This is a genomic window from Nonomuraea terrae (assembly GCF_044465245.1).
Taxonomy (GTDB): Bacteria; Actinomycetota; Actinomycetes; order Streptosporangiales; family Streptosporangiaceae; genus Nonomuraea; species Nonomuraea terrae.
The window spans coordinates 969,429-987,545 of the sequence record NZ_JBITLL010000005.1 but is presented as its reverse complement, the minus strand read 5'-3'; the positions used below and the strand labels follow the sequence as shown (position 1 = coordinate 987,545).

The 18,117-nt window shown below is 73.3% G+C and carries 14 protein-coding genes; 6 read left to right on the top strand and 8 right to left on the bottom strand.

What is annotated here, in order from left to right; genetic code table 11:
• Window positions 1-4: 4 nt before the first annotated feature.
• Entirely contained in the window at window positions 5-2,515 is a 2,511-nt protein-coding gene (locus ACIBP6_RS28305) for a DNA topoisomerase (ATP-hydrolyzing) subunit A (RefSeq protein ID WP_397056909.1), read from the bottom strand.
• Between the two features lie 103 nt (window positions 2,516-2,618).
• On the opposite strand from ACIBP6_RS28305, the gene ACIBP6_RS28300 reads away from it, so the two are divergent.
• Window positions 2,619-4,733, top strand: coding sequence for a RecQ family ATP-dependent DNA helicase (locus tag ACIBP6_RS28300; RefSeq protein ID WP_397056907.1), 2,115 nt, complete (start codon window positions 2,619-2,621; stop codon window positions 4,731-4,733).
• Between the two features lie 3 nt (window positions 4,734-4,736).
• Here the strand turns inward: ACIBP6_RS28300 and ACIBP6_RS28295 are convergent, their stop codons facing one another.
• The 3 genes from ACIBP6_RS28295 to ACIBP6_RS28285 all read right to left on the bottom strand — a co-directional run bounded on the left by ACIBP6_RS28295 (window position 4,737) and on the right by ACIBP6_RS28285 (window position 6,350).
• Entirely contained in the window at window positions 4,737-4,919 is a 183-nt protein-coding gene (locus tag ACIBP6_RS28295) for a hypothetical protein (RefSeq protein WP_397056905.1), read from the bottom strand.
• A 117-nt stretch (window positions 4,920-5,036) separates the two neighbouring features.
• Window positions 5,037-5,315, bottom strand: coding sequence for a hypothetical protein (locus ACIBP6_RS28290; protein WP_397056903.1), 279 nt, complete (start codon window positions 5,313-5,315; stop codon window positions 5,037-5,039).
• A 141-nt stretch (window positions 5,316-5,456) separates the two neighbouring features.
• Complete coding sequence (locus ACIBP6_RS28285) at window positions 5,457-6,350, bottom strand: carbohydrate kinase family protein (protein WP_397056901.1); 894 nt, start codon at window positions 6,348-6,350, stop codon at window positions 5,457-5,459.
• 180 nt (window positions 6,351-6,530) lie between these two features.
• On the opposite strand from ACIBP6_RS28285, the gene ACIBP6_RS28280 reads away from it, so the two are divergent.
• The 4 genes from ACIBP6_RS28280 to ACIBP6_RS28265 all read left to right on the top strand — a co-directional run bounded on the left by ACIBP6_RS28280 (window position 6,531) and on the right by ACIBP6_RS28265 (window position 12,433).
• Window positions 6,531-9,194: a bifunctional acetate--CoA ligase family protein/GNAT family N-acetyltransferase gene (locus ACIBP6_RS28280; RefSeq protein ID WP_397056899.1), complete on the top strand. Its 2,664-nt coding sequence runs from the start codon at window positions 6,531-6,533 to the stop codon at window positions 9,192-9,194.
• Window positions 9,195-9,309: 115 nt separating this feature from the next.
• A complete protein-coding gene (locus ACIBP6_RS28275; protein WP_132620131.1) occupies window positions 9,310-9,900 on the top strand; it encodes a DUF5998 family protein in 591 nt (196 codons plus the stop codon).
• Between the two features lie 608 nt (window positions 9,901-10,508).
• Window positions 10,509-11,621 carry an alkaline phosphatase family protein gene (locus ACIBP6_RS28270; protein WP_397056897.1) on the top strand — a complete coding sequence of 371 codons (1,113 nt, stop codon included), beginning with the start codon at window positions 10,509-10,511 and terminating at the stop codon, window positions 11,619-11,621.
• Window positions 11,618-12,433 carry a sulfurtransferase gene (locus ACIBP6_RS28265; protein ID WP_397056895.1) on the top strand — a complete coding sequence of 272 codons (816 nt, stop codon included), beginning with the start codon at window positions 11,618-11,620 and terminating at the stop codon, window positions 12,431-12,433. The genes ACIBP6_RS28270 and ACIBP6_RS28265 overlap by 4 nt, the downstream gene beginning before the upstream one ends.
• A gap of 350 nt (window positions 12,434-12,783) precedes the next feature.
• Here the strand turns inward: ACIBP6_RS28265 and ACIBP6_RS28260 are convergent, their stop codons facing one another.
• The 4 genes from ACIBP6_RS28260 to ACIBP6_RS28245 form a co-directional block, all read right to left on the bottom strand.
• Window positions 12,784-15,273, bottom strand: a complete 2,490-nt coding sequence (locus ACIBP6_RS28260) for a CHAT domain-containing protein (protein ID WP_397056893.1) — start codon at window positions 15,271-15,273, stop codon at window positions 12,784-12,786.
• Between the two features lie 13 nt (window positions 15,274-15,286).
• Complete coding sequence (locus ACIBP6_RS28255; RefSeq protein WP_397056891.1) at window positions 15,287-15,733, bottom strand: hypothetical protein; 447 nt, start codon at window positions 15,731-15,733, stop codon at window positions 15,287-15,289.
• A complete protein-coding gene (locus tag ACIBP6_RS28250) occupies window positions 15,730-16,266 on the bottom strand; it encodes an RNA polymerase sigma factor (RefSeq protein ID WP_132617588.1) in 537 nt (178 codons plus the stop codon). The genes ACIBP6_RS28255 and ACIBP6_RS28250 overlap by 4 nt, the downstream gene beginning before the upstream one ends.
• Window positions 16,267-16,338: 72 nt before the next feature.
• Window positions 16,339-17,352 carry a S8 family peptidase gene (locus ACIBP6_RS28245; protein ID WP_397056889.1) on the bottom strand — a complete coding sequence of 338 codons (1,014 nt, stop codon included), beginning with the start codon at window positions 17,350-17,352 and terminating at the stop codon, window positions 16,339-16,341.
• Between the two features lie 175 nt (window positions 17,353-17,527).
• Here ACIBP6_RS28245 and ACIBP6_RS28240 point away from each other — a divergent pair, with 175 nt between their 5' ends.
• Window positions 17,528-18,022: a DUF3145 domain-containing protein gene (locus ACIBP6_RS28240; protein ID WP_397056887.1), complete on the top strand. Its 495-nt coding sequence runs from the start codon at window positions 17,528-17,530 to the stop codon at window positions 18,020-18,022.
• Window positions 18,023-18,117: the final 95 nt, after the last annotated feature.

The following is an 18,117-nucleotide window of genomic DNA, read 5'->3' as shown; positions in this document are numbered from 1 at the left end:
CAGCTCAGCCGTCTCCAGGATCGGCGGGTTCCGGCGCGCCCCCGGGCAGCGCCTCAGGGGTCGAGGCCAGCGCCCCGCCGACCGCGCCGATGGTGTGCGTCAGGCGTACGCCCGAGCCGTCGCGCCGCCCGAGCTCCTCCGGCAGCGGCACCGGCTTGCCGACCGCCGAGACCGCCTTCGCGGGCGCCGGGCCCGCCCAGGCCAGCAGCAGCTCGTCCTCGCCCTTCAGGAAACGCTGGGCGCGCACGCCGCCCGTGGCACGGCCCTTGGCCGGGAAGTCGGCGTAGTCGGACACCTTGCCGCCGCCCACCTGCGTGCCGGGCAGCGCCGTGGAGGAGCCGGCGACCGTGACCACCTGGGCCGGGCTCTCAGGATCGACCACGCCGAACCAGATGGCCCTGGCCCCGTCGTCGAGGCGGATGCCCGCCATGCCGCCCGCGGGACGGCCCTGGGGCCGTACGAGTGAGGCCGGGAACCGCAGCAACTGGGCGTTGGACGAGATGAAGACCAGGTCGTGGGACTCCGAGACCAGCTCGACCGCGCCCACCACGGTGTCGCCGTCCTTCAGGGTGATCACTTCGAAGTCGTCGCGGTTGGCCGGATAGTCGGGGACCACCCGTTTGACCACGCCCTGCGCCGTGCCGAGGGCCAGGCCGGGGCCGTCGGGGTCGAGGGAGCCGAGGCCGACCACCTTCTCGTCGGGCTCCAGCTGCACGTATTCGGACACCGGGTGGCCGCCCGACAACGACGGCGGGATGGCCGTGGGCGGCAGCGTCGGCAGGTCGACGACCTGGACCCGGATCAGCCGGCCCAGCGACGTGACGACGCCGACCTCGCCGCGTACGGACGTCTTGACGACCGAGACGAGCACGTCGTGCGCCGAGCGCTCGCCCTCGCCGGGCAGCGGCGAGGCGTCGGACGTGCGGGCCAGCAGGCCGGTCGAGGACAGCAGCGCCAGGCACGGGTCGTCGGCCACCTGCAGCGACACCACCGGCGTGCGGGTCACGCCCGGCGACTCCAGCAGGACGGTGCGGCGTGGCGTGCCGTACTTCTTGGCCACGTCGGCCAGCTCGCCCGAGACGACCTGACGCAGCTTCGTCTCCGACGACAGGATCTCGGTGAGCTGCGCGATCTCGTCGCTCAGCGTCTCCTTCTCGCGGTCGAGCTCCAGCTTGTCGTAGCGGGTCAGGCGGCGCAGCGGCGTGTCGAGGATGTAGGAGGCCTGGATCTCGGTCAGGTCGAACACGTCCATCAACCGCGTGCGCGCCTGCGCCGAGTCGTCGGAGGCACGGATGACCTGGATGACCTCGTCGATGTTGAGCAGCGCGATGATGAGGCCGTCGACCAGGTGGAGCCGCTCCTCGCGCCGGCGCCGCCGGTATTCGGAGCGGCGGCGCACGACCTCGAGCCGGTGGTCGACGTAGACCTGCAGCATCTCGCGCAGCCCCAGCGTGCGGGGCTCGCCGTCGACCAGGGCGACGTTGTTGATGCCGAACGTCTCCTCCATCGGCGTCAGCCGGTAGAGCTCCTCGAGGACCGCCTCGGGGATGAAACCGTTCTTGATCTCGATGACCAGCCGCAGGCCCTTGTGCCGGTCGGTGAGGTCTTTGAGGTCGGCGATGCCCTGCAGCCTCTTGCTGGTCACCAGCTCCTTGATCTTGGTGACCACGCGCTCGGGGCCGACGTTGTAGGGCAGCTCGGTGACGATGATGCCCTTGCGGCGCGGGGTGATCTGCTCGACCGTGCACGTGGCGCGCATGCGGAACGTGCCGCGCCCCGTCTCGTACGCGTCGCGCACGCCCTGCAGCCCGATGACCGAGCCGCCCGTCGGCAGGTCGGGACCCGGCACGAACCTCATCAGCTCGTCGAGCGTCGCGTCGGGCTTCTTGATCAGGTGGCGGGCGGCGGCCACGACCTCGGTGAGGTTGTGCGGCGCCATATTGGTGGCCATGCCGACCGCGATGCCGCTGGCGCCGTTGACCAGCAGGTTGGGGAACGCCGACGGCATGACCGCGGGCTCGGTCTCCTGGCCGTCGTAGTTGGGCTTGAAGTCGACGGTGTCCTCGTCGATCGACTCGACCATGAGCATCGCCGCCGGGGCCAGCCTGGCCTCGGTGTACCGCATCGCGGCGGGCATGTCGTCGGGGGAGCCGAAGTTGCCGTGCCCGTCGACCAGCGGCAACCGCATCGAGAACGGCTGCGCCAGGCGCACGAGGGCGTCGTAGATGGCGCTGTCGCCATGGGGGTGCAGCTTGCCCATGACGTCGCCGACGACGCGGGAGCACTTGACGTGGCCGCGGTCGGGGCGCAGGCCCATCTCGCTCATCGAGTACAGGATGCGCCGCTGCACCGGCTTGAGGCCGTCACGAGCGTCGGGCAACGCCCGCTGGTAGATCACCGAGTAGGCGTACTCGAGAAAGCTCGTGCGCATTTCGGAGGAGACGTCGATGTCGACGATCCGCTCCTCGAAGTCCTCGGGCGGGGGTGCAGTCGTGCGTCGGGCCATGTCGAACATTGTGCCGAAGCATGAGGGTGCCCGCGACACGTTGCCCCCGTCACCGCCGCGGGAATGCGCCGATGGGCGCAAAACGTCGGGGGAAGCTGGTAACAAGGGAGGCATGATTGACGCCCCCGATGCCGCGATGCTGCGGGAAGAGGCCGAAGAGCGGTTGCGCGCCCTGGCCGGCGAGCACGCCGTGCTCCGCGAAGACCAGTGGGCCGCCATCGAGGCCCTCGTGCTCGGCCGCCGCAGGGTCCTCGTCGTGCAGCGCACCGGCTGGGGCAAGTCGGCCGTCTACTTCGTGGCCACCGCGCTCCTGCGCGAGCTCGGCGAGGGGCCCACGGTCATCGTCTCGCCGCTGCTGGCCCTCATGCGCAACCAGATCGCCGCCGCCGAGCGGGCCGGCATCACCGCCGTCACGATCAACTCCGCCAACCCCGAGGCGTGGGAGGAGATCTACGGCCAGGTCGCCGAGGGCATGGTCGACGTGCTGCTGGTCAGCCCCGAGCGGCTCAACAACCCCGACTTCCGCGACAATGTCCTGCCCGAGCTGGCCGAGAGCGCCGGGCTCGTGGTCGTCGACGAGGCCCACTGCATCTCCGACTGGGGCCACGACTTCCGGCCCGACTACCGCAGGCTGTCGACGCTGTTCGCCGACCTGCCGCCGGGCATCCCCGTCCTCGCCACCACGGCGACCGCCAACGCGCGCGTCACCCGCGACGTGGCCGAGCAGCTGCGCCTGCCGCCCGAGCTGCGTCCCGACGGCGACGACACGCTCGTGCTGCGCGGGCCGCTGGAGCGCGAGAGCCTCCACCTGAGCGTCGTCCGCCTGCCCACGGCCGAGCAGCGCCTGGCCTGGCTGGCCCAGACGCTGCGCGAGCTGCCCGGCTCCGGCATCGTCTACACCCTCACCGTCGCCGCCGCCCACGAGATCGCCGGCTACCTGCGCGAGCAGGGCCTGGAGGTGGCCGCCTACTCAGGGCAGACCGACCCGGCCGAGCGGCAGGCCGCCGAGGACGCGCTGCTCGGCAACCGGATCAAGGCGCTGGTGGCCACGAGCGCGCTCGGCATGGGCTTCGACAAGCCCGACCTGGGCTTCGTCGTCCACGTGGGCGCGCCGCAGTCGCCCGTCGCCTACTACCAGCAGGTCGGCCGGGCAGGGCGCGGCGTCGAGCGGGCCGAGGTGATCCTGCTGCCCGGCACCGAAGACCGCGACATCTGGGCCTATTTCGCCTCGCTGGCGTTCCCGCCGGAGCCGGTCGTCCGCTCCACGCTGCAGGCCCTCGAAGAGGGCGGCATCCTGTCCACCCCGGCCCTGGAGACCGCCGTCGACCTGAGTCGCAGCCGGCTGGAGATGATGCTCAAGGTCCTCGACGTCGACGGCGCCGTACGCCGGGTCAAGGGCGGCTGGGAGGCCACGGGCGAGCCGTGGGCGTACGACGCCGAGCGCTACGCTCGCATCGCCGCCGAGCGCCGCGCCGAGCAGGAGGCCATGCTCGCCTACCTGACGACGACCGAGTGCCGCGAGCAGTTCCTGCGCCGCCATCTCGACGACGACACGGCCACGCCGTGCGGGCGCTGCGACAACTGCACCGGCCGCCACCGCTCCACCGAGATCGGCGAGCAGGCCGTCGAGACCGCCCGCGCCCGGCTGAGCCGCCCCGGCGTCGAGATCGAGGCCCGCAGACAGTGGCCGACCGGGCTGTCCGACCTGAGCGGGCGCATCAAGCCGGAGCTGGGCGCCGAGCCCGGCAGGGCGCTGGGGCGGCTGACCGACATCGGCTGGGGCAACCGGCTGCGCGAGCTGTTCGCCGGCGACGACGGGCCGATGGCCGACGACATGTTCGCGGCCGTGGTGAAGGTGCTGTCCGCGTGGGAGTGGCGGGAACGTCCCATCGCCGTGGTCAACGTGCCGTCCGCGTCGAAGCCCAAGCTCGTACGCACCTTCGCCGAGCGGCTGGCGCAGGTCGGTCGGCTGGCGTATCTGGGGGAGCTGGGCTACCGGGCGGGCTCGCCGGGGCAGCAGTTCAACAGCGCCAAGCGGGTGCAGGCGATCAGGGGCACACTCGCCATGCCGAAGGACGTGAGCGCCGCGATCGCGCAGTGCGGCGGGCCGGTGCTGCTGGTGGACGACCGCGTCGACACGGGCTGGACGATGACCCTCGCGGCGGCTTTGGTGCGCCATGCCGGCGCACCGGCCGTGCTGCCCCTGGCCCTGGCCGTCACGAGCTAGCGTTCACGCTGCACACACCGGGCTGAGCTGCAGGTCGGCCGCCCTGGTGCCGCAGCACCGCCTCGCCGGCACTTCTCCGCCCACGGACATGCTCTGGCGGGCGAACTCGCGGCGCAGGTGGACGGCCGAGAACCCGTCCGGCCGCAACTCGCCGGCGCCTGCCGGGCGGCGGAGACGTCGCCGCACGGCGTGCCGCCGGGCACCACGGGCGGCACCAGTGACGTGGGCACCTGATCCGCCGCGGACGGTCGGCCGCCCGCACGGCGTCCAGGGCGATGGCGCGCACCACGGCCGGGCGGCAGTTCACGTCGTCGAACGGCCCTCCTCCGGCGTCCCCGTCAGGCCGGGATCCCCGTTCACGATCCGATGCGTCACCGGCAGCGCCCGGGCGACGCCGAAGCCGATCGCCCGCGGGCCGTGCGGCCCGAGCAGCCCGTTGCCCGGATTGAGGTCGCGGTGGAGCGCGGCCGGCGCGGTGACGGGTCGCCACGGCCGGCCGTACCAGCGCCGATCCGCGCATTCTGGCGTGCAGCAGCGTGACGGCGACCTGTTCGCCCGACGGTGCGAGCCCCAGGTGGACACTGCCCTGACCGCCTTCGCCGAGGAAGCGCGTACGGGCTGATGGAGGACGGATCGCCGGAACGTGACGGGCGCACGCGGGACGTCGGGCTCCGCACCTGGGCGCGGCTCGGGATCTTTCCCGCCATGGCGCCGGAGAGGTGGCTAGAACGGAGGTCGCGCGCCCAGGTGCATGATCGCCTTGGTCGCCAGCCGGCAGCCCGAGGCCAGCGACTCGGCGGGGGGCTTGCCGTCCAGCCACTCCGGCAGGAACCCGGCGCAGAACGCGTCACCCGCGCCCGTGCCGTCGACGATCTTGTCGACCGGGTCGGCCGCCACGTGGACGGGCTCGGGACGGCCGTTGCCGTACCACAGCGCGCCCTCGGCGTTCATCTTGATGACGACCTCGGGGAACCACGCGGTGAGCACCTTCGCGGCGGCCTCGGCGTCGTCGCGGCCGGTCAGCACCCTGGCCTGGTCGGTGTTGGCGAACAGCAGCTTGGCGCCGTTGGTCCACTCGAGGAACGGCTCGGCGCCCGTGCGGTCCAGCGGCGCGGCCGAGGCGCAGTCGACCGAGATCGACATCCCGCTGCGCCGGGCCATGTCGAGCGCCGCGAGGCCGGCGTCGCGCGAGCCCTCGTTGATCAGCGTGTAGCCCGACAGGTGGAGGTGGGTGCCCGAGGTGAACAGGTCACGCGGCAGGTCCTCCGGCGACAGGGCCGCGTTGGCCCCGGGGTCGGAGAGCATCGTGCGCTCGCCCTTGTGGGTGACGAGCACCACGCACGTGCCGGTCGGGCGCTCAGGATCCATGACGAGTCGGGCGTCGACGCCGTAACCCATCAGCTCCATGTCACGGTTACGGCCCGTGATGTCGGCGCCCCTGCGGCCGATGAAGGCCACCTCGGAGCCCTCGACGGCCAGCCACGAGGCGATGTTCGCCCCTGAGCCGCCGCCGTGCATGGTCACGATCGCCGGGGTGTCGCTCGCCCTGGCAAGCGCATAACGGGCGCGAGCGACCGCGTCGGTCATGAGATCGCCCACCACGACGACCCGCGTCATGATGTCACCACCTTGCTGCCTTCAGAACGAGCCTGGCCACGGCTTGACGCCACCGCAAAACTAACAGCTTCCGGCCTGCTCGTGGGGCGGACCACGGAGACCGGGCGTCAGTCGATGCACAAGCGTTGCCCAACCGCACCTTTGGTCTTGGCATGTGGGACGGGGGTTACGCTCGACACTGTGGAGGCACAGTATCCGGCCCACTGGGAGGCCGATGTCGTCCTGGCCGACGGTGGCACCGCACACGTACGGCCGATCAAGCCGGCAGACGCGGACCGCCTCCGTTCCTTCTACTCCCGGCTGTCCGACGAGTCGATCTATTTCCGGTTCTTCGGCCCGCGGCCCCGGCTGTCCGACAAAGAGGTCGAGCGGTTCACCAACGTCGACTACGTCAGCAGGGTCGCCTTGATCGCCACGATCGGCGCCGAGATGGTGGCGGTCATCCGCTACGACCGCACCGACCCCGGCGAGGCCGAGGTAGCCTTCCTCGTCGAGGACGCCCACCAGGGCAGGGGAGTGGCCTCCGTCCTGCTCGAACATCTGGCCGCCACCGCCCGCGAACGCGGCATCGAGCGCTTCGTCGCCGACGTCCTGCCCGCCAACATGCGCATGATGGGCGTGCTGCGCCAGGCCGGCTACACCGCGCAGAGCCAGTTCGCCGACGGAGTCGTCCGCATGACGCTCGACCTCACGCCGACCGAGACCTCCGCCGAGGTCATGGCGGCGCGCGAGCACCGGGCCGAGGCCAGGTCCATCGCCAGGCTGCTCGCCCCCGGCTCGGTCGCCGTCGTCGGCGTCTCGCGCGAGCCCCGCGGCGTGGGCCAGACGGTGCTGCGCAACCTGCTGGCCGCCGACTTCACCGGCCCCGTCTACCCGGTGCACCGCGAGGTGCGCGCGGTGGCGGGCGTGCGGGCGTACCCGAGTGTGGGGGCCATCGAGGACGACGTCGACCTGGCCGTCGTGGCCGTGCCCGCCGAGGGCGTGATCGACGTGGTCAAGGAGTGCGCGGAGAAGGGCGTGCACGGCCTGGTCGTGGTCTCCTCCGGGTTCGGCGAGAAGGGGGAGGAGGGCCGTGCCCGGCAGGACGAGCTCGCCCGCATCGCCCGTTCGTACGGCCTGCGTGTCGTGGGCCCCAACTGCCTCGGCATCGCCAACACCGACCCCGCCGTCAGGCTCAACGCCACGCTCGCCGCCACCGTGCCGGGCCGGGGCGAGGTCGGCTTCTTCAGCCAGTCGGGCGCCCTCGGCACCGCGCTGCTGCAGCGGGTGGCGCAGCGCGGCATGGGCATCTCGTCGTTCGTCTCCGCGGGCAACCGGGCCGACGTCTCGGGCAACGACCTGCTGCAGTACTGGGAGGAGGACGCCTCGACCGAGGTCATCCTGCTCTACCTGGAGTCGCTGGGAAACCCGCGCAAGTTCACCCGGCTGGCCCGGCGCATCGCGCGCAGCAAGCCGATCGTGGTGGTCAAGTCCGGCGGCACCCCGGCCGGTCACTCCGCCGAGGAGCTGGGCCTGCCCGACTCGGCGATCAGTTCGTTGTTCGAGCAGGCGGGCCTGATCAGGGTCGACGACCTCATCCAGCTCTTCGACGTGGGTCAGTTGCTGGCCTACCAGCCGCTGCCCGCCGGGCCGCGGGTCGCGCTCGTGACCAACTCCGACGCGCTCGGCCTGCTCGCCGTACACGCCTGCCGGGCGGCCGGGCTGGAGCCCCGCCCGCCGGTCAACCTCGGGCCGTCGGCGGGCGCGGCCGAATACGGCGCCGCGCTGGCCGGGGAGCTGGCCGCTCCCGACGTCGACGCTGCCGTCGCGATCTACACGCCGCCGATCCCCGGCGACACCGACGCCGTGGCGGCCGAGCTGCTGCGGGTCTCCGAAGGCGCCGGCAAACCGGTGCTGGCCACGTTCGAGGGGCATCTGGGCATGCACCCGGCGCTGCGCGTCGGATCGGGCGCGACGCCCGCGCGCGGCTCCATCCCGTCGTACGCCGCTCCCGAAGAGGCCGTGCGGGCGCTGGCGCACGTGGTGCGGTACGCGAGGTGGCGGGCGCACCCGGCGGTGCCGCCGCCCGAGCTCGAGGGCGTCGACACCCCCCGTGCCAAGGCCCTCGTGCGCGAGACGCTCGGCGCGGCGGGGGAGGTCGCCGACGTCGCGCCCGGCGGGTTCGCCCAGGCCGGGCCGCCGGTCGAGACCGACGCCGCCCAGCTGCTGTCCTGCTACGGGCTGACGGTCTGGCCGGCCGAGGTCGTCCACTCGCCCGACGAGGCTGCCGCCGCGGCCGAGCGCCTCGGCTGGCCCGCCGTGATCAAGGTGGCCGACCCCGGGGCCACGCGCCGGGCCGGCACCGTGCGTCTGGGCCTGACGGGGCCGGAGACCGTACGCCATGCCTACACCGAGTTCGCCGAGCAGTTCGGGCCGGGCGTGGAGCTGGCCGTGCAGCGCATGGCGCCGCAGCCGGCCGTGCCGACGGTGGTGGGGGTCGTCGATGACGCCGCGTTCGGGCCCGTCGTGTCGTTCGGGCTGGGGGAGGTGACCGCGCGGCTCCTGCTCGACCAGGGTTTCCGCCTCGCGCCGCTGACCGGCGAGGACGCCGCCGCCCTGGTGCGGTCCGTACGCGGGGCGCCGCTGCTGTTCGGCGAGTACGGCTATCCTCCCGTCGCCGTCGGCGCCCTGGAGGAGCTCCTCGTACGCGTCGGGCGGCTGGCCAACGACCTGCCGGAGCTGGCCAGGCTCGACCTCGACCAGGTGCTCGTGGGCGAGTCGGACGTCATGATCCTCGGGGCCAGGGCCACGCTGCGCACGCCGGCGGGGCCGCGTCGCGACGGAGGACCGCGCCGCCTGTCCTGATCAGCGCTCGGCGAAATCGGCTGAACCATGTGCCCGGTGATGCCCGGGTAAAAGACGTTATAGAGCGTTATATGGGGCGGGTGAGTGCACTGCCCGGCCCTGGCAGGATGGACCCATGAGGGAAACCCGAGTCTCCGCCGCGGGCCTGCGCGAAGCGATCGAGCGCAGCGGCTACTACCCCGACCTCGTCACCGACGCGGTCGAATCCGCCCTGGGCAAGGAGGCCGTGACCGCGTTCGTGGTCCATCACGAGGCGACGTTCGATCCCGCGATGGAGGTCCGCCGGCACGTCACCGTCCTGGTGCTGTCGACGACGCGGCTGCTGGTCTGCCACACCGACGAGCATCCCGCGGTGGAGGGCGTCTCGGCGTCCCACGCCTCCACCACCACCGAGGCCGTACGCCTGAGCCGCATCCAGTCGGTGGCCGTCACACGCGTGGTGCCCGACCCCGCCTCGTACGTCCCCGGAGTCCCTCCCACGGAGGTGACGCTCACGATCGGCTGGGGCGCCATCTCCCACGTCGACCTCGAGCCGGCCACCTGCGGAGACGAAAACTGCGAGGCCGACCACGGCTACACCGGCGCGATCACCGCCGACGACCTGTCGCTGCGGGTCAGCGAGGCCGCCGACGGGCCGGAGGCGGTCACCCACGTCCTGTCGTTCGCCAAGGCCCTCTCCGAGGCCACCGCCCGCACCGCCTCCTGACCCCGGCCGGGGCATCACACCGCATGACCGGGCCCCGCCACGACGACCCCTGCCCGGCTCCACCCCGAGACGCGCGCTTCCCCTCCACCCCCTGACCACGAGCCTCACCCCGGCCGCGCCCCTACCCGGGCCACCTGCCGGCGTCCCTGGACAGGGCCGACCCCTTGGCCTCGCATCCACTCCCCGCTCCCAGGAGGACGGCGGCCGGCGGTTGAGGTCCTCAGGAAGACGAGCCGTCATCCCCGGCATGTCCGCCGTATGCGCCGGTCTCCCGCCGCGACGGCTCCTGCGCGGCTCTGTCCCAGGACGGGCATTCCCCTCATCCCCGACCGCCGGTTTCACGCCAGCTGCGCGCCTCACCTGCCGTCGAATGACATGGCCTCCCTCTCCACCGCTTCCAGGAGGACGACGGTCGGGAGGTGAGGGCCTTGGGAGCCGGCATTCGCGGGGGACGGCCGGCGTGGGTTCGTCACCGTACCGGTGAGGAGGTCGGGCGGCGTTCTGGCGTGGTGTTCGTCGGTCTCCCTTGGGCCGCGTTCACTCGCTGCCCCTCTTTCGGCGCAGGTGGGGGCGATGGCGCGGGAATCGGGAGAGTTAGACTGTGGGGCATGATCGTGCCGGGATACGGTGGCGGGTCGCTGGCGGATCTGCCCGGCTCGCTGCTCGCCGCACTGGGCCTCCGTGAGCCCAACACGCTCGCCCTGGAGCCCGCCGACCGCGTCTGCCTGTTCCTCGTCGACGGACTCGGCGCCGAGTTGTTGCGTGCCCATCCCGGTCACGCGCCCTTCCTGGCGGAGCTGGCCGGCCGTACGCTCACCGCCGGGTTCCCCTCCACCACCGTCACGAGCCTGTCCTCCCTGGGCACCGGCCTGACCCCCGGCGAACACGGCATGGTCGGCCTGATGCTCGCCGTGCCCGGCACGGGCCACCTGTTCAACTGCCTGCGCTGGACCGCCCCCGACGGTCTCGTGGTGCAGCCCGAGCAGTGGCAGCCCGCCGCGACCGTCTACGAGCGCGCCGCCCAGGCCGGGGTCCAGCCCGTCTACGTCGGCCCCGCCGCGTTCGAGGGCACCGGGCTGACCAGGGCCGTCTACCGTGGCGTCCGCTACGCGGCCGCCGAATCCGCGGACGAGCGGGTCGCCCGCGCGCACGGGGCGCTGCGCGAGAGCCGTCCCGCGCACGTCACCGTCTACTACGGCGACCTCGACGCCGTCGGCCACATGACCGGCTGGGGCAGCGACGAGTGGCTGCAGCAGCTGTCCATCGTCGACGGCATGGCCCGGCGGCTCGCCGAGGGGCTTCCGCCCGGCTCCGCTCTTTACGTCACCGCCGACCACGGCATGGTCAACGCCACCGAGAAGATCGACGCCGAGAGCAGCCCCGAGCTGATGGAAGGGGTGGCGCTGCTCGGCGGCGAGGCGCGGGCGAGACACGTGTACGCCCGCCCGGGAGCCGCCAAGCAGGTGCTGGAGGCCTGGCGCGAGACCCTGCGCGACAAGGCGTGGGTCGTCTCCCGACAGGAGGCAGTCGATTCGGGCTGGTTCGGCCCGCGCGTCCATGACGCGTGGTTGGAGCGCATCGGCGACGTCGTGGCCGTTCCGTACGGCGGCGTGGCCATCACCACTCCCTCCCGGCACCCGATCGAGGCCCGCTTCGTCGGCTACCACGGCTCGCTGACCGCGGCCGAGCAGCACGTCCCACTTCTGGAGGTACGCACGTGACCAGCCCGTTGATCACTCCTGAGCAGCTCGCCGCCCTCGACGGCGCGACCGTGCTGGACGTGCGGTGGCGGCTCGGCGGGCCGCCCGGGCTGGAGTCGTACCGCGAGGGCCACATCCAGGGCGCCGTCTTCTGCGACCTCGACGCCGATCTCGCGGCCCCTCCCGGCGAGGCCGGGCGGCATCCGCTGCCGGAGGCGCAGGCCTTCCAGAGCGCGATGCGCCGCCTGGGCGTGTCGGGCGACCGGCCGGTGGTGGTCTACGACGACGCCGCCTCCACCGCCGCCGCCCGTGCCTGGTGGGTGTTGCGCTACTTCGGCCACCGCGACGTACGCGTGCTCGACGGCGGGCTGCCCGCCTGGATCGCGGCCGGCCTGCCGACCACCAAGGAGGTCCCGCAGCCGGTCGAGGGCGACTTCACCGCCCGGCCGGGCGGCATGCCGGTGCTGACCGCCGACGAGGCGGCGGCGCTGGCGGGCGAGGGCGTGCTGCTCGACGCCCGGGCCGCAGAACGCTACCGGGGCGAGGTGGAGCCGATCGATCCGGTGGCCGGGCACGTGCCCGGGGCCGTCTCCGCTCCCACGACCGACAACGTCGGCCCGGACGGCAGGTTCCTTGCTCCCGAGAGGCTGCGGGCCCGTTTCGCCGACCTGGGCGTCACTGAGGGAGTGCCGGCGGGCGCGTACTGCGGGTCCGGCGTGACGGCCGCCCACGAGGTGCTCGCACTGGAGGTGGCCGGCCGGCCCGCCGCCCTCTACGTCGGCTCCTGGTCCAACTGGGTCGCCGACCCGTCGAGGCCCGTCGCCACCGGCTGACCTGTCCCACCCCCACTCCTCACCGCCTCCAGCGTGACGGTGGTCACGGGCTGAGGTCCTTTGAGGTCTTCGGTGTGGCGGTGGTCACGGGCTGAGGTTCTTTGAGGTCTTCGGCGTGACGGGGGTTGCGGTTGGAGTCCTTCGCGTGAGGGCCTTCGGCGTGACGGGTTGCGGGTTGCGGGTCGGGGGCCGGGAGAGCCTTCAGCTGACGGCGGTCCAGGGCTGAGGTCCTCCAACGAAGGGCCCGGCGAGGAAGTCCGGGGCCTTCGGGGCGGGGCGACGGGTCCGGGGCGAAGGAACACCGCGGAGTGGGGGAGAGAGCGGCTGGGCAGCGGGGTTCGAGGGGGTTGTCAGTAGAGGGGGAGATCGCCGGCGCCGAAGCAGACGAAGCCCACCTCCTCCGTCTTGGCCGCCGCGTACGCCAGTGCCGCGTCCGGCGGCTGACCAGCCGCCACGAGCTCGTGGAAGATGCCCATGAGCGCCCGTGCCGTCTCGTCACGTACCGGCACCATTCCGGCGATCACGCAGGACGACCCCTTGGCGAGGAACGTCCCCGGCAGGCCGAGTGGCGCGCCCTCCATCGGTGTACGCGACATTCCGGAGTTGCACGCCGACAACACCACGAGCCCGGCCGAACGCGGCGCCTCCAGCAGGTCGTACGCCATCAGCGAGCCGTCCTCCAGCGTGATGCCCGACACCAGCGGGCTGCGCGCGTGGAACACCCCGTGGGCCGCCAGGTGCAACACGTCGGCCGTCTCCAGGGCCTCCAGCACCGCCTTGGTGCGCGCGGGCACCCGCCGCCCGCCCCGGTGGCAGGCGAGCACGTGCTCCACCTCCGCTTCGGCGTGCGCCAGCGCGGGCCCGGCCGCCGCCACCACGACCGGCGTCCCATCAGGGCGAGGCAGCTCCCGTGCCCGGACCCAGCCGGCGGCGCTGGCCGCCACGCTCACCGGGCGTTCCCGCAGGCACGGCAGCGCGCCCCAGGGCAGCGTGTGCAGCGCGCCCACCGGCACCACCACCAGCGGCCGGTCACCCAGCAGGTCCGCCAGCGGCCGCAGCAGCAGCCGTTCGACCTCCTCCGCGGCGGCCTCCACGCCGGCCTCGTGCCGGCGGCGCAGCGCGTACCGGAGCCGGACGATCGCCTCCTTGACCTCGCGCACGTCGGCCAGCCGCCGCAGCAGCGTCCGCTCCCCGCTGATCAGCACGGCCAGCAACGTGTCCTGGTCGGCGACGTACTCCACGAGGACGCCTTCCCCCAGCTCCGCCCGCACCCGCTCGGGGTCGGCGAGCGCGCACGCGTGGGCGGGCGCCGCCACGGCCCGCCACCGCTCGGCCCAGGCGAACACCTCCACGACGTCGCCGCTCTGCACCGCCAGCCCCAGCCCGAACGCCGCCAGCCGCTCCCCGGACCTGGCCACGTGGGCGCGTACCGACGGGTCGTCGAACGTCTCCACCTGCCCGCTCACCTCCGCCAGTCCCTCGCGCAGCGCGTGGAAGGCCGCCGGGACGTCCTCCTGCAGCGCCGCCTGCAACGCGAGCGCGTGCTGGCGCACCGGCGCCGGGATCGGAGGAGCGGACGTCGGCACGGCGGACAACGCGGTCAGCCGGGTGCCGGCCGGCACCCACCGCTCGCGCCGCTCGGCGTGCCGGGTGAGCCGGGTCAGCTGCGCCGAGGCCGTCGGGTGGTCGTCCACGGCGAGCGCCGCCACGGCGGCCTCCAGCCGCAGCGCCGCCGCGTCCGCCGGGTGGGCGCCGTCCTCCAGCGCGTCGGCGCACGCGACCAGCTCGGCCACCAGCTCCGGTGTGACCGGTCCGAGGGCCAGCCGGGAGCGCAGCACCACCTCCGTGGCCAGCGGCAGCCACGACGTGCGCTCCTGCGCGGCCAGCTCCGCCGCCGCCTGCTCGGCCACCTGCACGGCCCGGTGCGGGTCGCCGGTGAGCAGCTCGACCTGTGCCAGCTTCAGCCGGGCCTCGGCCAGCGCGACGTGCGCGCCCGCCGCCTCCAGATCGGGTACGGCCAGGTTCAGCATCGCCCTGGCCTCCCCCGGCAGGTGCGCGGCCAGCAACGCGCCGGCGAAGTCGGCCCGCATCGTGGCCAGCCGCTCGGGGAAGCCGAACAGGGTCTCCTCGGCCTCCTGGTAGTGCTTGAACGCCTCCGCGATGTCGCCCCGGCGTACGGACAGGAAGGGCAGGTTGGCCGCGGACAGGCGGGCCAGGTGGCGCAGCCCGGCCTGCTCGGCGATCTGCAGGCAGGCGGACAGGTCGCGCATGGCGGCGTCCCAGTCGCCCCGGTAGGCGTGGATGAGGCCCCGGTTGAGCAGCCCACCGGCCAGGAAACGGCGGTCGTCGAGGGTGCCGGGCGCGTTCGCCAGGGCGCGGAGCGCGCGGTCGCAGGCGGCGGTGGCCTCCTGGTGGCGTCCGAGATGGGCGAGGGCGACCGCGCGCTGGGTGTCGAGCTTGGCGCGGTCGAGCGGCGACAGATAGACCCAGGCCAGCGCCGCCACGCGCAGCGCCTGCAGGGGATGCCCCCGCTCGGTGCGTACGGTGACCAGCGACAGCCGCGCCTGCGCGACCCGCGCGGCCGGTGCTCCCGTGGTGGCGATGGCCCGGCGCAGGTGGTGTTCGGCGCCCTCCAGGTCGCCCAGCTCGCGGGCGGCCAGCGCCATCGCCCGCAACGCCACGACCTCGGCCTCCGTGTGGCCGGCCCGACCGGCGGCATCGAGGATGACGCGCCCCGCCCGCATCGCGTCCTCGGGGTCGACCAGGGAACGCAGCATGGCGGTCTCGGCCGCGGCGACGAGCCGGTCGAGGCCGCCCGGTTCGTCCGCTGGTGTGCTCATGGTCGCGGCGGAGTCAGGGGCGGATGCGCACCCACGTGGTCTGGACGGGCGCCTGGCCCGGCCGGTGGCACACCACGCTGATCCAGCCCGGAGGCAGGCCGGTGGCCGCGAAATGACCGGTGTGCGCGATGCGCCGGGTGAGAGTGAGGTGTGGGGTCCTGACGTCGACCAGGGCGCCCTCGCCCGGATAGGGGGAGATGAGCCCGGCGACGTCGATGAGCCCGTCGCCCTCGCTCACCTCCAGGTCGAAGGTCAGCCCGGCGGCGACGAAGCGCACCAGGTGGGAGCCGTCGTCGTCGCGGACGCCCCGGACGGCTGAGCACTCCGCCGGCCCGGCGGTCACCGAATGGGGGACCCTGAGCCCGAAGGCGTCACGTGCGGCGGCGGACACATGACCGGGGATCGGGTCGTTTCCGGTGGCCAGCCGCAGGGCGGCCAGGAAATACTCGTCGTTGATCATTGCGCCGTCTCCTGTGTCGAGATCAGAGTGCGCAGTTTGTCGAGACAGCGGGCCTTCGTCGGGCCGACGCTGCCGACGGGAAGCCCGAGCCGGAAGGCCACCTGCTGGTTGCCGAGGTCGTTGGCGACGAGCTGGAGCAGGCTGCGGCAGGGCTCCTGCAGGGCGGAGACCGTCTTCCAGAGCAGGCGCCGGTCGTCGGCCTCCAGGACGGCCGCGGCCGGGTCGGCCTCTTCGACCACCTCGACGGAGGAGATCAGCGCGCGCTCCTTGCGCAGGAGCTGCAGGGCCTCCCGGCGTACGGTCGTCATGAGCCAGGCGCCCACCCCCGCCGGCTCTCTGATCGTGTGCAGGTGCTGGAGCAGTCGTAGCCAGGCCCCCTGGACGGCGTCCGCCGCGTCGGCGGGCCCGAGGCCGCAGGCGCGGGCCACGGCCCACATGCGCGGCCCGAAGCGCGACTCCAGCTCCTCCCAGGCCGACCGGTCGCCCCCCGCCGCGGCCGGGAGCAGCTCCGCTGGTTCGCGTGCGTCGCGCATGCGGCCTCCTTCCGTCCGGCACCAAGAGGCGGTCACGCCTCCTCGTGGTTGTCTGGGGACTGAGCGTAAACTCTACAGATTCCCCCGGACGAGAACTCCCAGATCGGGAATTTGCTCGGCCTCCTCCGACTCGAGCAGCCGCGCGGCGACGTCGCGGGCCGGCTCGTCCGCGGCTCCCTCGGCGATGACGCCCGCCACCAGCGCGGTGGCGAACGACGTGCCGCTCCACGTGGCGTAGCCGCTGAACCCCGCGGTGTCGAGATAGCTGCTCGTCAGCCAGTCGCCCGGAGCGCACGCGTCCACCCAGGTGCCGTGACCGGAGTAGGGCGCCCGCCGCCGCAGGGTCGCGTCCACGGCCGCCACGCCGACCACGTACGGCAGCGCGGCGGGCCAGAACGGCCGGTCGGAGGCGGTGTTGCCGGCGCAGGCCACGGTCACCGTGTCGTCGAGCGCGCGGATGGCGTCGGTCAGCAGGGGCGGCGGCCGGTCGTCGAAGGTGTGGCAGCCGAAGGAGAGGTTGAGCACGTGCGGCGGCCGCTCGCGCATGCGGTGCAGGGCGCGGACGACGGTCGCCTCATCGGTGAGGCCGTCGCCGTCGAGCACCCGCTCCACGCACAGCGCGGCGCCCGGGGCCCCGCGCGCCAGCAGGCCCGCGAGGAACGTGCCGTGGCCGGCCTGCGAGCCCTCGGCGGCGTCGGCCTGCTCGGGGGCGAGGCGGGCGTACCAGTCGCTGCCGGACCACCACGGATGCTTGGCCACGCCGGTGTCGAGCAGGCCGATGACGACGCCGGAACGCGAGCGGCGGTGCTTGAAGGGAACGGGCTCGGCGGGGAAGGGACGGGAGGCCGGGCCGCCGAAGAACAGCGGCTGGCCGCGCAGCACGTGGTTGGGCGAGGCCCGCAGGCCACGGTCGCGCAGCTCGGCCGTGACCTCGCACGGGTCGGCGCCGGGCGCCAGGTGCACCACGCAGACGCCGTCGGCCTCCGACACCGCCTGGGTCCAGCGCGCCGCGGCGGACATCGCGCTGCGGTCGATCAGCACCTGACCCGGGCGGATGAGCGCCGCGCCGACAGATTCCAGTTCCATGAGCCGGTATCTTTCCTCGCTCGGCGGCCTGTCACCCGCCACATCAGCACCAACTTGGTATGGCCCCCCTCTGGTGCCGGATGGCGACCGACGGTAGTCTCTCCCTAGTCACTTGTGATCATCCTGGGGCGAGGCCGTTGGGGAAGGCGCACCTCGTACCGAAACGGGAGGTCCGGTGTCTGCTCGTGGCGTCCTTTACGTCCACTCGGCTCAGCCCGCGCTGTGCCCTCACATCGAATGGGCAGTCGCGGGTGTTCTTGGCGTGCCCGTAGACCTGACGTGGACGCCGCAACCCGCCGCGCCCAACGTGGTCCGCGCGCAGGCGGAATGGGAGGGCCGGCCCGGCATCGCGGCGGCCATCGCGTCGTCCCTCATGGGTTGGCAGCGCCTCAGGTTCGAGATCACCGAGGACGCCTCACCCGGTGTGGACGGCTCCCGCCATGCCTATACGCCGACTCTTGGCGCCTTCACGGCGGCCATCGGCGCCTCCGGCGACATCATGATCCCCGAGGACCGGCTCCGCGCCGCGATGATGATGGCCGCGCAGGGGCGGTGCGTGCTGGAGGAGGAGCTGGACAAGCTGCTCGGCAAGCCGTGGGACGAGGAGCTGGAGCCGTTCAGGTACGCCGGCGACGGCGCCCCCGTCCGCTGGCTGCACGCCGCCGTCTGACAGGGAGGGCCGGCCCCGGGCCGTCGCCGCGGCGAGCCCGTCACCCGGCTCCGTCCAGGTGCGCCATGACAGCGGAACGGCGAGGGCCCCGCACG

Coding starts and splice junctions, on each gene's coding strand:
- ACIBP6_RS28305 (WP_397056909.1), bottom strand. CDS start 2,515: ATGTTCGACATGGCCCGACGCACGACTGCACCCCCGCCCGAGGACTTC.
- ACIBP6_RS28300 (WP_397056907.1), top strand. CDS start 2,619: ATGATTGACGCCCCCGATGCCGCGATGCTGCGGGAAGAGGCCGAAGAG.
- ACIBP6_RS28285 (WP_397056901.1), bottom strand. CDS start 6,350: ATGACGCGGGTCGTCGTGGTGGGCGATCTCATGACCGACGCGGTCGCT.
- ACIBP6_RS28275 (WP_132620131.1), top strand. CDS start 9,310: ATGAGGGAAACCCGAGTCTCCGCCGCGGGCCTGCGCGAAGCGATCGAG.
- ACIBP6_RS28270 (WP_397056897.1), top strand. CDS start 10,509: ATGATCGTGCCGGGATACGGTGGCGGGTCGCTGGCGGATCTGCCCGGC.
- ACIBP6_RS28260 (WP_397056893.1), bottom strand. CDS start 15,273: ATGAGCACACCAGCGGACGAACCGGGCGGCCTCGACCGGCTCGTCGCC.
- ACIBP6_RS28255 (WP_397056891.1), bottom strand. CDS start 15,733: ATGATCAACGACGAGTATTTCCTGGCCGCCCTGCGGCTGGCCACCGGA.
- ACIBP6_RS28250 (WP_132617588.1), bottom strand. CDS start 16,266: ATGCGCGACGCACGCGAACCAGCGGAGCTGCTCCCGGCCGCGGCGGGG.
- ACIBP6_RS28245 (WP_397056889.1), bottom strand. CDS start 17,352: ATGGAACTGGAATCTGTCGGCGCGGCGCTCATCCGCCCGGGTCAGGTG.